We start from the raw sequence: 13,914 nt of genomic DNA, 5'->3' as shown, positions 1-13,914 counted from the left end.
ACAGCACACACTCGGTTGGGGTCTCATCTCCAGGCAGAAGCCAACTCTCATCGAGATGATCGGCCGGTGCGCCCCCGCACACGAGTGCAGCCACTGAACGCCGCACCCAGGTCGCGCCGGCGGGCGGCGGTGGCCGGCCGGGTGTCCCGGAACCGCTCGGGGCCCCTACGGAGTTAATCCGGAGAAGACCCCCATGAGAAGTAGATCCGGCCCTGCGAGAACCAATCGCAGGGCCGGATCTACACCTACAGGGGGCAATGCGACCTGGTGTCAGGCAACCTCGTCGCGCCAGAGAGCGACGATGTCGGGGCGCAGGGCGCCAGCGCCGGTGAACCGAGGTCGGCTTCCGCGGTTGATCTGGGCGCAGTAGTCGGCCAGGTGGTTGGCGTTCTGTGCGCGCCAACCGTGGCCCAGCGCCCAGGACTGAATCGCTTCCGCAGGAAGCTCGTATCCCGCATCGTGCAGCGCGAGCAGCGCGCTGACGACATCGCGCTTCTCGTAGCCGGCCTTGATCGTGTTGCTGTGGTTGATGAGCAGTGTGATGCTCTCCATCCCTCGAACAACGACCGGGTCGAGACCCTGACCCGCAGAAGTGGTCAACTGCCAGTCGCGGCCGTCGCCGAGGATCTCCGCGTCAACGGCCCGCACCCACCCGGCAAGGCGCTCGGGCACCCACGGCACGATGCACATGGCTGTCGGCCTACCGATCGGCATTTTGGCCAGGTCCTCGGTGTCCTGCCACATTCCGAGTACCGGGCCCTCGTACCAGCCCGAGGAGAACCGACCCCGGGACGTCCCGACGAGGACGTCTGGATGGCGTGAGATGGCCTCCACCTGGCGATCGTTGCGGATGTTGCTCTTCTGCGGAGTCCACAACAGGATCTTCTGCCCCGGCTGCTTGCGCTGGCGCACCCAACGGAAGGCGCGCTCGATGGCAGTCGGGTCTGCCGAACTGCTGTTGGTGACCGCGCAAGGGTAGTCGGGTTGCTTCTCGAACATCACTTGCTCCGCCTGTTGTACGGCGACTGGTTGGTCGGCTTCAGGCTGACGCCGAGATCGGATGCATGCGTACGGACGGCATCCTCGGTGCGTCCGAGCTTGAGTCCCATCACGCGGGTCGGGGTGTTCTGATCGGCGAGCCGACGCAACTGCTGATCGTCGTTGCTGGTCCATGCCTTGCCGTGGTTGCTGGGGTTCTTGCTCATGGCGTTGCTCCCTCCTCAAGAGAGCGTGCGACTGACAGCCAAAACGAGCCGACGCACCGTTCCCACCGGAGTTCACCCCATCTGGGGTAGTGCCTGGTGCAGTGCGTTACCGTGACCTAACAAGGCTCCAATCTTGTGCAGGCCCTGGCCTGTCGGCTCACCCCGACGGTCGGGGCTTTGCTGTCGACGCGTATCCCGCGGAACCTCGACCCGACCGCCACAACATGTAGGCGAATCACATCGATGTCACCACTAGATGTTCTTACGCTATCGGGGCACACCGACATCTCTTCCACACAGCAACGGGATGTCGTCCCCCTCAATCGTCCTCGGGTGTTTGGGTGAGGGCCCGAGCAACGGCAGGTGCCTGCATCATCTCGCGGATCGCGGCAGCGAATTTCGGGGCCTGAGCGGCCTCGAGACGGGCGGCGAGGTTGAACGGCCTGCCGAGCCGGCGGTAGTACCCGATCTGGTCGAGCAACGCTTCGCGGACCGTGGCGATCGCGTCCCGGTGGACGAGCATCAGGAAGTCGTCCGGGGTGTACACCTCGTAGTCGAGGCGCTCGTCGTTGGCCGCGGCGAAGTCGTGGAATCCGCGATCATTGGTCAGGACGTACTGGACACCACCATGCTCTGCGGCGACATGCAGATGCGCGTCGTACTCGTCGGTGTACGCGAGGTCCGGGTCGATCTCGTATCCGGCGATCCGGCCGTGTTCGGCGACGATGTCGACGATCTTGTCCCGCACTCCCCCGATCTGACGATCGGAGAAGTGCGGGTGGTTCTTCCGCAGGTGGTAGACCAACTCCGCCAAGATGTCCTCGGTCCAGCGCAGGTGGAACAGCGGCGGACCGGACCTGGTGGCCAACAGGCAGATCCAGTCCCGCAGCGTCCGCGAATACAGCACGTTCGCGTCCGGCAGCACGTTCGGAACTCGTGAACTCACCCGAGTGACAATAGGCGCCGGCACCGACCACCCTGTCACACCACCGGTCTCGGACCGTCAGTAGTCCAGGCCCTCCGCCTCTTCGAAGTCACGCAACTGCTGCAGCGCCGCCCGTTGCCGCTCACGCAGCCGATCCCGGTAGGCGAGAACATCGGAGGTGTTCAGTCGGGTGTGGGTGCCGACCTTGTGCGCAACGATCTGACCATCCCGGACCAGTTTCATCAACGTCGGCCGCGAGATGCCGAGCAGATCCGCCGCCGACGTAGTGGTCAGCTCCTGCGGCATCGACCCAATCGTCACCGTGCCACCGGCGGCGACGATCCTCACCACCTCAGCGAGAACCCCTGCCAGCTCAGCCGGTACCACCGACCGCAGAGCTGTGGGGTCGAACGCCCCGGCCTGCGCCACCTGATCGGATGTCACCGTCAGGGTCGTCTTCCCGACGCCACTGTCGATCACCGCGTTCATCGTCTCGGACCTCCCTGCTGTCTGCACCGACCGTAACCCGATTTCACTTACAAGTGCAACATCGTTTTCTGGTGGACAGTCCACCCCGAAGTGCGCGACCACAAACCAGCTCTTCCCGGATCGGGAACACTGACGGCGGTTTCCACAGGCCGATCGGACCGTTGCCGAACACGCAATCCAGCACCGGCAGCACATGCCCACCGGGGTGGAGTAGCCACGCTCCGGCTCGCTCGCCTACCGGCCGAACTCACCGACGACACGACCGGTCAGGAGTGGAGACTGCACACAGGATTCGTGCCGGTGGCCCAGCCTCGCATTTCGAGCCACCGCAGAACCGCAGCAGGCAGCTCCCCTCCGACGTCGATGCCGCTGATCAGCGGCCCCACCCCGCAGCGCGTGCAACTGACCGCCACGACCTGCTCGTGGGGCTGACAGTGCGCACAATGCCGACACTCACGCACCTGCCCGCCGGGGTCGAGATGCAGCCAGACGGTGTCGAGATCGTCGAGATGCGGAATCATCTCGCGGCGCGTTTCCGGCCGGTACCCGCAGGTCGGGCACTCGAGCCGGTCCCCGGATCCGGCTGCCGTATCGGGCTCGGCCGAAACCGTCGGGGTGTGGGCGGGCGGAATCGGAGCGGCGGTGACCGGATCGGCCGGTCGCGCAGGCAGGTGCCGGTAGAGGGTCGAACGGGTCAACCCGGTCTTCGCGACGATCTCTGCGACCGTGGCGCCGCCGTCCCGAAGCTGGATGGCGTAGGCCAGTTGCGCTTCGGACACCACCGAGGGCCGGCCGATCCGGCGTCCTTGCGCCGTGGCCACCGCCCGAGCGTGCGCGGCCCGCTCGAGACTGTAGGTGCGTTCCATCTGCCCGAACAGCGCCAGCAGCACCACCGCCAACTGCGCCATCGGATCGTCCGTATCCGACGAGTCGATCCGGATCGGATCGGCGAGGTTACGTACCCCGACCCCGCGCTCGCGCAGGTCGTGGATCAGGTTCAGCGTGTCCCGCACGGTGCGGCCCAATCGGTCGAGGGTGTGCACCACGATGATGTCCCCGTCGCGGGCGTACTCAAGCAGCGCCACCAGGCCCGGTCTGTCGGTGGTGGCCCCGGATTTCTTGTCGACGTAGATGCGCTGCGGGTCCACCCCCGCTGTGGTGAGTGCGTCGATCTGTCGGTCGAGGTCCTGTCTGGTCGTCGACACCCGCGCATAGCCCAGTTCCATGCGCCGGAGAGTATCGAAAGTTGTGTCCGTACCATGATTTCGACACGCAGTTATGGGATTAACTTTTGAGACGCGCTTTCCCGATCTTCTCGACAGTTCGATGTCAGGTTTCGAAGTTGCCTTCAGTGATTTTCGAAGTCCTGTTCAGCGGTGAGACTCGACACTGGATGTCGTTCGCCCGCCTGTGATTTCGTCGATGGTGTCAAGTGCGTCTCGTCTTGGGATGTCGGTCGACTACGAGAAACTGAAAGCCAAGCACGCCGAACTGCTCGCGTACTGCGCCGACCTCGAAACTCAGCTACAGCCTGGTGCATGGTTCATCGGATGAGCCGGCTGGTCCGTAACCACCGGTCGATGTCGGGTCCGGCATCGGCGGCGGTTTCGCCGCGCACAGCGAGACCGGTCCGGATGCTGGTGTGCGGGAGCATGTTTCGATAGTCGTCCTCGACGGTGCCGATGCCGCTGACAGCATAGGTGACGAACGGCAGGATCGTTTTGCCGGTGAGGTCGAGGGCGTGGACGAAGGTGGACATGATCATGGGTGCGCGCACATTCCAGACCGGGCTGCCGAGCAGGACGATGTCGTAGTCGCTGATCTGCGGTAGCGGGTTCGCGATGGCGGGGCGTGCGTCGGCGTGTTCCTCGGCGACGTTGCGTTCCACGGTGTCGTCGTAGGACGCGGGGTACGGGTCGGCGGCCTCGATGCGGTAGCTGTCGCAGGTGATGCGCGAGGCGATCATTTCCGCGAGTACTTGTGTATTGCCGATCCGGAGGGATCGGCGCCCGCCGTTCCAATAGTTTTCGCCGGCGCGGGAGAAGTGGGCGAGCAGGACCTTCGCGTCCGGATCGAGGGCCATATCGGGTGAGACTCCTGTCGAGGGCCGGGCTTGCTGCGGTTGTCCGGTGGTGCAGGCCGCCGCGATGAGGCCGGCCCCACCGAGGGCACCGGCACGGAGTAGAGCGCGGCGGGACAGATTCTTCGCCATTTGACCTCCTATCGGATTCACGAACACCTCGGGCGCGTATCGGCCGGGCGGTTTGGGAGCGCGGCCCGGTAGGCGCTGGTCAGCGTCGGTGCCAGTGCACCGTCGCGGCGGTGGCCGCGGCCAGCAGGATCGCCGTGGCGAGCAGGTCGATCCGCAGACCGGTCTGGAATCCTGGAGCGACCGCGATGACGGCGCCGAACACGGCGACACCGAGTGATCCGCCCATTTGGCGGGCGGTGTTGAGGACTCCGCTGGCGGTGCCGGCCGCGTGCGCGGGGACGGCATCCAGCAGCAGGGAGGTGATCGGTGGGACGGTAAAGGATCCGCCCACTCCGATCGGCACCATCACCACCGCGATCAGCCACAGCGGTGCCTGTGCGGGCTGGAGGGCGAGCAGGACGAGTCCGGTCATCATGGCCAGTTGGCCGCCGAGGACCGGTACGAGTCGTCCGTAGCGTTCGGCGATGCGCGCGACGAGCGGGTTCAGGGCTGCGACCAGTCCGGTCATGGGCAGGAACAGCAGTCCGGTCGCGAGCGCGGAGGTGCCGCGTTGTTGCTGGAAGTACAGGCTTTGTACGAACACCACTCCGTAGAAGGCGGCCATCGACACGAACGCCACCACCAACCCGACGATGACGACCGGTGCCCGGAACAGCGACGGCGGAACCATCGGATGGCGGCCGCGGCGCTGGGCTCGCACGAATACCACCGCCGCGAGCACCGCCACCAGTATCGCGGCCATGATCAGCGGATCGCTATAGCCGCGGTCTGCGCCTTCGATGACAGCGAACGTCGTTGCGCCGAGTGCTAGGACAGCGCAGATCTGGCCGACCCAGTCGAAGGGATGAGGACGCCGCGGTGATCGCGAGACGCGGGTCAGCAGGGCGAGTGCTGCGGCGCCGACGGGCAGGTTGAGGAAGAAGATCAATCGCCAGTCGATCTGGGTCAGCGCGCCGCCCACGACGGGTCCGGCGGCCGCGGCGACCGAGCCGCCCATCGCCCACAGCGCGATCGCGCGGGCGCGCCGGGGCGGGTCGTCGTAGGCTTCGCGGATCAGCGCCAGCGAGGTGGGGGTGATCAACGCCGCCCCGAGGCCCTGCACCAGCCGTGCGGCGATCAGCAGCGTCAGGGTCGGGGCGAGCCCGCACGCGGCCGAGGCCACCACGAACAATCCCATGCCGACGCCGTAGGCGCGGTGCGCGCCGACGCGGTCGGACACGGTGCCGGCGCACAGCAGCAGCGCGGAGAACATCAGGGTGTAGATGGTCACGACCCACTGCAGCCCAGCCAGGCCGCCGCCGAGCCCGGCCCGGATATCGGGCAGGGCGACATTGACCACCTGCGCGTCCAACGCGACGACGAAGAACCCGAGCATCGCCACCCCGAGCGCCGCGCCGGATCGTTTCCGCGTCGCGGTCGTCGCCGGCCGGCTCGACACCGCAGACCGTCTCGGATCCGTGCCGGTCGAATCACTGATCGTCATAGATCCACACAACGCTTGCCCCGCGCGCAGGTGGAAGGACCTGCCATAACGTGTACTGGCAGTACCTTCCACCCTCGGCCACGATCGACGTAGCGTCATCGATGTGGACCACCGCGAACAGGTGCACCACCTTCTCGCCGCCCGGCGAGACCGACCACTGGCCCCGCGTAATCGCCTCGAAAGGAACCGGTACCGATGACCGTCCCGACGTTCACTCTCAACAACGGCGTGCAGATCCCTGCTCTCGGGTTCGGGGTGTTCCAGACCCCGCCCGAGGAGACCACCGACGCGGTGCTGGCGGCGTTGGAGACCGGTTACCGTCACATCGACACCGCCGCCTCCTACTTCAACGAGCGCGGCGTCGGCGAAGCCCTGCGACGCTCCGGGCTCCCGCGTGAAGAGGTGTTCGTCGAGACGAAGGTCTGGATCTCCGACTACGGCTACGAGGAGACTCTGCACGCGTTCGACAAGAGCGCCGGCAAGCTCGGCGTCGAGCAGATCGACCTGTTCATCCTGCACCAGGCGCTGCCCGGCAACTTCGACCGCACCCTCGCCGCCTACCGGGCCTTGGAGAAGCTGCTTGCCGACGGCCGGGTGCGCGCCATAGGGGTCAGCAACTTCATGCGCAAACACCTCGACGCACTGATGACCGAGGCCACTATCGCCCCCGCAGTCAACCAGATCGAGGTCCACCCCTTCTTCACCCAACCCGACGTCCAGGCCGCCGACAGCGAGCTCGGCACTCTCACGCAGGCGTGGTCACCGATCGGCGGGATCACCAGCTACCGGGGCACCGGCGCCAGCACCTTCGACGACCCCACCATCGCCTCCATCGCGCAGGCCCATGGCAAGTCACCGGCCCAGGTGATGCTGCGCTGGCACCTGCAACAGGGACGCTCCGCGATCCCGAAGTCGGTGAAGAAGAATCGGATTGCCGAGAACTTCGACATCTTCGATTTCGACCTCACCACCGCGGAGCTGGCCGCGATCAGCGGCTTGGACCGAGGCGTGCGCGGCGGCCCCGAACCCGAAGCGGTCACGCTCGAAGCCTTTTCCCGGGACATCGACGAAGCCTGATCATGGATCACCGCAAAGACGTGCACGACTTCCTCGCCACCCGGCGAGCCCGGATCACCCCGGCCCAGGCCGGGTTACCGGCCTCCGACGACAAGCGCCGCCTGACCGGTCTGCGCCGCGAGGAAGTCGCCACTCTTGCCGGGATCAGCGTCGACTATTACGCACGCCTGGAACGCGGCAACCTGCGCGGGGTATCCGACTCGGTCCTCGAGGCTCTCGCGCGGGCGCTGCGCCTCGACGACGCAGAACGAGCCCACCTGCACGATCTCGCGCGCACCGCCAACGCGACCACCGCCGCCCGGACACGAACAGCGAAAACCGCACGCACCCCGCGTGATCCGGTCCGGCAGCACGTGCGCGCCATCCTGGCCGGAATGACCGGAACACCCGCCTATGTCCGCAACGCCCGCATGGACATTCTCGCCGCCAACGCCCTGGCCACCGTCCTCTACGACGGGATCCTCGACCCGGGCGCCCTGCCGGTGAACCTCGCCCGATTCGTCTTCCTCGACAGCCGTTCCCGCGAGTTCTTCGGCGATTGGGAGACCATGGCCGACCAGATCGTCAGCACGCTGCGCACCGAAGCCGGTCGTTCTCCGGGCGACCGCGCGCTCAGTGACCTGATCGGTGAACTCACCACGCGCAGCGACGAATTCAGTACCCGCTGGGCCCGCCACGACGTGCGACTGCACCACACCACCCGCAAAACCCTGCACAACTCGCTGGTCGGTGACATCGAACTCACCGGCGACGCCCTGCACCTACCAGGTGACGGGCTGGTCATCATCGCCTACAGCGCCGCACCCGACAGCCCCGCATCCGAACAGCTGTCCTTCCTCGCCAGCTGGGCCGCTCAGCACCGGAGCACCACCGGCACCGGCCACGAAACCGTGGCCCACACCGAACACGCGAGACGATCCGACAACAGCTGAACAGACGCGCGAGGCGTCGGCGGGTCCGATCGCACAAACAAGCCGCCGTCCCGCGATCACGACCGACCCGATCGACTGCACCCCACGACGAACGGAGTCACCATGAGCGACAACAGCGGCCGCGTCGCGGTCATCACCGGCGCGTCCTCGGGCATCGGCGCGGCGACTGCCCGCGCCCTGGCCGCCGACGGCTATCGCGTCGCGCTTCTGGCCCGCCGCCTGGATCGCATCCAGGCTCTCGCCGCCGAACTCGACAACGGATCAGTCGCGATCCGAGCCGACGTCACCGACCGCGACGCACTCGTGGCCGCGGCCCAGCGAGTGGAAACCGAACTCGGTAGCGCCGATGTCCTGATCAACAATGCGGGGGTCATGCTCCTGGGCCCGTTCTCCCCCGACCGGCACGACGACTACCGCACCATGATCGAAGTCAACCTGCTCGGCGCGATCACCACCACCGAGGTCTTCCTCGACCAGTTGAAATCCGGCGGCGGCGATATCGTCAACCTCTCCTCCGTCGCCGGACGCACCGCCCGCGCCGGAAACGGCGGCTACGCCGCCACCAAATGGGGCATGAACGGCTGGTCGGAATCCCTGCGCCAAGAACTGCTGCCCGGCATCCGGGTCACTCTCATCGAGCCCGGCGTCGTCGACACCGAACTACCGACCCACATCACCCACGAAGAAACCCGGCAAGCCGTGCAGAAGGGCTACGACGCCGCCACCGTCACACCCGACGACATCGCCGAAGTCATCGCTTTCAGCCTCGCCCGCCCCCGCCACCTGGCCATCAACGAAATCCTGCTCCGCCCCGCCGACCAACTCGGCTAACCCCACTGACCGGGCCAGGCCGAAAACCCTTATCTGTCAGGAGGAATCCGACTAATGAAACACATCGAACTCGGCAACCTCGACGTCGCCCGGATCGGTCTGGGCGCGATGGGCATGTCCCACGGCCTGACCCGTGCCGGCACCGACGACGCGGAATCCATCCGCACGGTGCACCGCGCCATCGATCTCGGCGTCACCCTCATCGACACCGCCGAGATCTACGGCCCCTACATCAACGAAGAACTCCTCGGCCAAGCCCTCCAGGGACGCCGTGACCAGGTTGTCCTGGCCACCAAGTTCGGCCTCGTCTCCCATTCCGGAGCCGGGGCATGGACCCTCGACTCCAGTCCAGCCAACGTCCGCACCGCCCTCGAAGGATCCCTGAAGCGCCTCGGCACCGACCACATCGACCTGTACTACCAGCACCGCGTCGACCCGAACACTCCCATCGAGGAAACCGTCGGCGCCCTGGCCGAACTCGTCGCCGAAGGCAAGATCCGCCACATCGGCCTGTCCGAAGCCGGACCCGACACCATCCGCCGCGCCCACGCCGTTCACCCCATCACCGCCGTGCAGTCGGAGTACTCGCTGTGGACCCGCGGAATCCAAGACCGCGTTCTGCCCGTCCTGCGCGAATTGGGCATCGGCTTGGTTCCGTTCGCTCCCCTCGGCCACGGCTTCCTGACCGGCACCGTCCGCAACGAGAACGACTTCGGCGAAGGCGACTTCCGCCGCGGCAACCCCCGCTTCACCGGCGACAACTTCCGGCGCAACCTCGCCCTCGCCGACGAAGTCCAAGCCATTGCCGCCGACGTCGGCGCCACGCCCGCACAGGTCGCCCTCGCCTGGCTACTCGCCCAGGGCGACGACATCGCCCCCATCCCCGGCACCAAGCGCGTAACCCGCGTCGAGGAAAACACCGCCGCAGACAGCCTCCACCTCCCCGACGACGCCCTCACCAAACTCTCCAACCTCCCTCCAGCCGCCGGCGACACCCACACCGAAGCCGGGCGCCGCATGCTCGAACGCTGAACAGAACGAACCATCCGCTCGCCGGCACGCCCGAGCGCTGCGGAAACTTCAGCATCGCCTCCCTCTACCGCGCTCGCGAAGCAGAAGCCGAATACACCGCCGTGTGGATCACGCTGGGGTTCGCCAATAAGCCGATGACCACATCATCGACGGGGTATCGGTGATCAACGATTTCAAGGGGCTCGGCAACACCCGCGCCGTCTACGGGCGGCTGCTGAGCTGAACGGGCGGCCCCGGAACCACAGACCGGGGCCCCCTCGACCGCTGTCCCGAAGGGGGTGACGGGACCGCGGCCTCCCGCCGATCTTCTCAGGAAGCTCCACCAGATCCGTTGCTGGACAACGAATCTGGCGAATCGTACACAGCGGCGTAGGGAATTCCCGGGTCACTCGGCACCGGATCGCCAGTCTCCGGACTCGGCGGCTCACCGTCGGTCGCCGGGCAACCCGCGCCACCGGCGGGGCGCGATCGGACGGCGAGGACGGGCAGGCCGTGCTCGCCGGCCATGTGGTCGACCCAGTGGATGAACTCCAGGGCCGATCCGGCGAACATGCGCCGTACCCGGTCCTGGAAGGCACGCACGTCGTGGCCGGGCAGGAAATCGCGGGTGCTGATCTCGCCGCACCCACAGCCGCAGGGACGTTCGCGGAACTCGGCTTCTTCCGGGAGGTCGCAGTAGCCGACCGGGTTCTGTGAGGCGTTGACCACCGGATCGGGTTTGCCGATCCAGGCGTCGCGGACCGGGTGACCTTCGATCAGCACCTCGCCGTCGACGGCGACCCGATCCTCATGGACGGACAGGCCGTGGATCTCGGCAACGGCGCACACCCGGCCATCACCGATGATCAGGGCGAACTTTTCCCGGGACAGGCGTTCCTTGTTGGCCTTCCATACGCCTCGGCCTGCTGTCCATGCCTCCTCTTCGGTCAAACGCGGGAAGTAACCGACGTAATCTCGATTCAGCGGGTCGTCTGAGACTGGTGAGTAGTAACCGAGCTTGAACCGGACGGCCATGCAGCACACTCCTCGTGTAGACCTGGTGCGGTATTCATAGTGTTCCATCGATTAAAGTCAGGTGGCAAACGATGAATTGAACCAGATCAAACCAGATGCGTACTGATGCAGTGGCTTCGGCGCGAACCTGGTTGGGAGCATGTTCGGTCCGAATGATGGTTGTCGGGAAACGATCATTTGCCGACAACCGCGCGTGAGCGGGAAAAACCCCAAGACAGGAGTGTCGAAAACCCGCGCCGGGAAACAACGTCGGCAAACCCGATTTCAGCAATTTTCGACACCATGTTGATCGGCTACGGGCGGGTGTCGACCGCCGAGCAGAACCCCGCCCACCAGATCGACGCGCTCCGGCGCGCCGGGGTCGAGGCGGGCGACATCCATATCGATACTGCCAGCGGGGCGAAGGCATCGCGACCGAAACTCGATCTCGTCCTCACCCTCGCCCGCCGCGGCGACACCATCGTCATCACCCGCCTGGACCGGCTCGGCCGGTCGATGCTGCACCTGGTCAACCTCGGCGCCGATCTTCGTGAGCGGGGCATCGGGCTGAAGGTGCTCGAACAGGGCATCGACACCGACACCGCCGAAGGGCGCGCCATGTTCGGCATGCTGTCGGTGCTGGCGGAGTTCCAGCGGGAACTGATCGTCGCCAACACCCGCGACGGACTCGAAGCCGCCCGCGCCCGCGGCCGCAAGGGCGGCCGGCGGCCCAAGCTCACCGTCCACCAGATCGAACAGGCCCAGCGCCTCTACGACGAGGGCCGACACACCGTCCAGCAGATCGCCGACATCCTCGGCGTCAAACGCGGCACCCTCTACGGCCACCTCGACAAGAACAGCATCGGCACCCGGCCCCACTCCGGGCCCGCCGACCCACTCCCGACAGCCGGTGCACCGGCCACCGTCGTGGTCGACCAGGCAGACCCGGCACCAGATGTCGTGTCGGCCATCACCGAAACCGCAACCGCCACACCGCAAACCCTCGGTGTCCCCGCCGGTGATCCCATCGACGGGCGACCTGTTTCCCCGGGCGGTTCCAGCGCGGTGGTGACGGAGGCGGCGCCGACCGGCCTGGTCTGCCTCGTACCCGAGCCGGATCCGATCCGGCCGCTACCGACGGCCGATGACAACGCCGCCGGCGAACATGCTGAAACCGACTCCAGCACAAGCGAGTTCGCGCGCGAGCGGCCGAATCTGGCGTGGCGGCTCAAGCAGACCGCCCGCATGAACCTGCCCGATCCGCCGCCCGCGGTCTGCTCGAACGACGCCTGCGGCTACACCGCCCGCGAGACCTCCGAACGGGGGCGACTCCTCGAAGACATCAAGGTCGTCTGGCTCGAACCGGCCGACGACGGCGGCCTGATCGAGGCCCGCCACTGCCACCGGTGCCGCCCCCGCGACGTGCCGATCGCCGACATCGAGTGCGCGGCCTGCGACTGCGGCGGTCCCCTGCTCACCGGCGTCTACGCCACCGAACTCCGTGACACCGGCGAAATCCCGGCACTGGTCCGGCGCTGGCTGGCGGTGCGCCGCTGGCGTGTCACCGACGCCGGGCCTGTCTGCCCGGATCACCCCGACAGCTAGTCGGATCCGGGGTCGTTGGTGAGCCCGCCGAAGACCCATGCCGGGAACCCTCGCTTGAGCGCATAACGTCGAGCGATCTGTGGCCAATCTGGTGGTGGTCCAGCCTGCACCGGCGCGGCGGGCCACCAGCGAGGCGGATTCAGCAGGTCCCGCCGGGGTGGCGTGCGGGGTCGCACTGGGGGATCTCCGGGCGGCACCGGCCGGTAGGGCATCGGTGCGAGTGTGGGCCCGAGTTCCCCGAGCGCCGGAATGGACCGTTCGGCCGCCAGCCGCAGCGCCAACGCGGCAGCGCGCAGCAGCGTGTCGGCGACCTCGGGGTCCAGGCACTCGAAGGGCTCCAGCATCGCGATTCGGCCGCGCATCGAGAGTTCGATTGTGTCCCAGATGGTTTCCAGGACCGCGCCCGTGCGGGCACTGCACGACAGGCGGGACATGCAGAGTTCTTCGAGCACGCAGCGCAGCAGCCGGAACCACACCCCGGCGTGCACGGTGCGGCCCGGCAATCGCACCAGACCGGTGGTGAGTGCTTGGTAGGTGTAGCCGTCCATCGTGGTGACCGTCTCGTCCACAGCGACCACCGTGGCGTCACCATTCGCGATAGCGCCGGCGCGTTCGAGGCGGCAGCGGTGGGCGACGCAGCTGAGCATCAGCGGCAGATCCCACACCAGGGCGCGGCCGGAGTCCGGGTCGGTGGCGCAGACCGGGCAGGCCCGCGGCCTGCGCGGGGACGCCAGCCAGGGACCGTCCCACCGGGATTTGACGCGACGGACAATGTCGCGGTCGATGGTCCCGGGCAGCAGCAACACCGACTGACGCCCCACATAGTTGTCGAACAACTGCTGATGCTCGAACTCGCGCGGCCACAGTTTCTCGAACAGCCACGGCACCCAACCGGACAAGGTCATCGTCGCCAGCCGGGGCACTGGAACGCCGGTGCGGTCGGCGAGCGCGGCCAGCAGAGCTGGGTGCGGAAAGGTCGAGGTGACCCGGCGAATGTTCAGCCCGGAATCGGCACACAGGTCCGCCAGCAGCACTTTCACCGGCAGCTGATAGACCGTGGCGAGCCGTTCCAGCCACGACGACAACGATTCGATCGGCCCCGGTCGCGGGTGTATCGGCCATCGGGGCAC

The 13,914-nt window shown here is 66.9% G+C and carries 14 protein-coding genes; 5 read left to right on the top strand and 9 right to left on the bottom strand.

The window, feature by feature from the left end; all coding sequences use genetic code 11:
• Positions 1-270: 270 nt before the first annotated feature.
• From RR3_RS15170 to RR3_RS15140, 7 genes are all read right to left on the bottom strand, one after another.
• Positions 271-999, bottom strand: coding sequence for a DUF1889 family protein (locus RR3_RS15170; RefSeq protein ID WP_064066380.1), 729 nt, complete (start codon positions 997-999; stop codon positions 271-273).
• A complete protein-coding gene (locus RR3_RS15165) occupies positions 999-1,205 on the bottom strand; it encodes a hypothetical protein (RefSeq protein ID WP_064066379.1) in 207 nt (68 codons plus the stop codon). Before RR3_RS15165 ends, RR3_RS15170 begins: the two co-directional genes overlap by 1 nt.
• 319 nt (positions 1,206-1,524) lie before the next feature.
• A complete protein-coding gene (locus tag RR3_RS15160) occupies positions 1,525-2,151 on the bottom strand; it encodes a PIN domain-containing protein (RefSeq protein ID WP_234420145.1) in 627 nt (208 codons plus the stop codon).
• 57 nt (positions 2,152-2,208) lie between these two features.
• Entirely contained in the window at positions 2,209-2,619 is a 411-nt protein-coding gene (locus RR3_RS15155; RefSeq protein ID WP_064066409.1) for a helix-turn-helix domain-containing protein, read from the bottom strand.
• 266 nt (positions 2,620-2,885) lie between these two features.
• Positions 2,886-3,845, bottom strand: a complete 960-nt coding sequence (locus tag RR3_RS15150) for a recombinase family protein (protein WP_064066377.1) — start codon at positions 3,843-3,845, stop codon at positions 2,886-2,888.
• A gap of 317 nt (positions 3,846-4,162) precedes the next feature.
• Positions 4,163-4,831 carry a flavodoxin gene (locus RR3_RS15145; RefSeq protein WP_072786467.1) on the bottom strand — a complete coding sequence of 223 codons (669 nt, stop codon included), beginning with the start codon at positions 4,829-4,831 and terminating at the stop codon, positions 4,163-4,165.
• A gap of 79 nt (positions 4,832-4,910) precedes the next feature.
• Entirely contained in the window at positions 4,911-6,314 is a 1,404-nt protein-coding gene (locus RR3_RS15140) for an MFS transporter (protein WP_064066375.1), read from the bottom strand.
• Positions 6,315-6,509: 195 nt separating this feature from the next.
• Here RR3_RS15140 and RR3_RS15135 point away from each other — a divergent pair, with 195 nt between their 5' ends.
• The 4 genes from RR3_RS15135 to RR3_RS15120 all read left to right on the top strand — a co-directional run bounded on the left by RR3_RS15135 (position 6,510) and on the right by RR3_RS15120 (position 10,186).
• Positions 6,510-7,391, top strand: coding sequence for an aldo/keto reductase (locus RR3_RS15135; RefSeq protein ID WP_064066374.1), 882 nt, complete (start codon positions 6,510-6,512; stop codon positions 7,389-7,391).
• Positions 7,392-7,393: 2 nt separating this feature from the next.
• Positions 7,394-8,323 (top strand): helix-turn-helix transcriptional regulator, encoded by a 930-nt coding sequence (locus tag RR3_RS15130; RefSeq protein ID WP_064066373.1) that lies wholly within the window; start codon positions 7,394-7,396, stop codon positions 8,321-8,323.
• Positions 8,324-8,425: 102 nt separating this feature from the next.
• Positions 8,426-9,154, top strand: a complete 729-nt coding sequence (locus RR3_RS15125) for an SDR family oxidoreductase (protein ID WP_064066372.1) — start codon at positions 8,426-8,428, stop codon at positions 9,152-9,154.
• A 54-nt stretch (positions 9,155-9,208) separates the two neighbouring features.
• Positions 9,209-10,186: an aldo/keto reductase gene (locus tag RR3_RS15120; RefSeq protein WP_064066371.1), complete on the top strand. Its 978-nt coding sequence runs from the start codon at positions 9,209-9,211 to the stop codon at positions 10,184-10,186.
• A gap of 309 nt (positions 10,187-10,495) precedes the next feature.
• Here the strand turns inward: RR3_RS15120 and RR3_RS15115 are convergent, their stop codons facing one another.
• Entirely contained in the window at positions 10,496-11,200 is a 705-nt protein-coding gene (locus RR3_RS15115; RefSeq protein ID WP_064066370.1) for a hypothetical protein, read from the bottom strand.
• Positions 11,201-11,359: 159 nt separating this feature from the next.
• On the opposite strand from RR3_RS15115, the gene RR3_RS15110 reads away from it, so the two are divergent.
• Positions 11,360-12,784: a recombinase family protein gene (locus RR3_RS15110; protein WP_234420146.1), complete on the top strand. Its 1,425-nt coding sequence runs from the start codon at positions 11,360-11,362 to the stop codon at positions 12,782-12,784.
• Here the strand turns inward: RR3_RS15110 and RR3_RS15105 are convergent.
• Positions 12,781-13,914 (bottom strand): TniQ family protein, encoded by a 1,134-nt coding sequence (locus RR3_RS15105; protein WP_072786473.1) that lies wholly within the window; start codon positions 13,912-13,914, stop codon positions 12,781-12,783. The two genes, RR3_RS15110 and RR3_RS15105, sit on opposite strands and share 4 nt — an antisense overlap.

Source organism: Rhodococcus ruber NBRC 15591 (assembly GCF_001894945.1).
Taxonomy (GTDB): Bacteria; Actinomycetota; Actinomycetes; order Mycobacteriales; family Mycobacteriaceae; genus Rhodococcus; species Rhodococcus ruber.
This window is presented reverse-complemented; position numbering and strand designations above follow the sequence as displayed.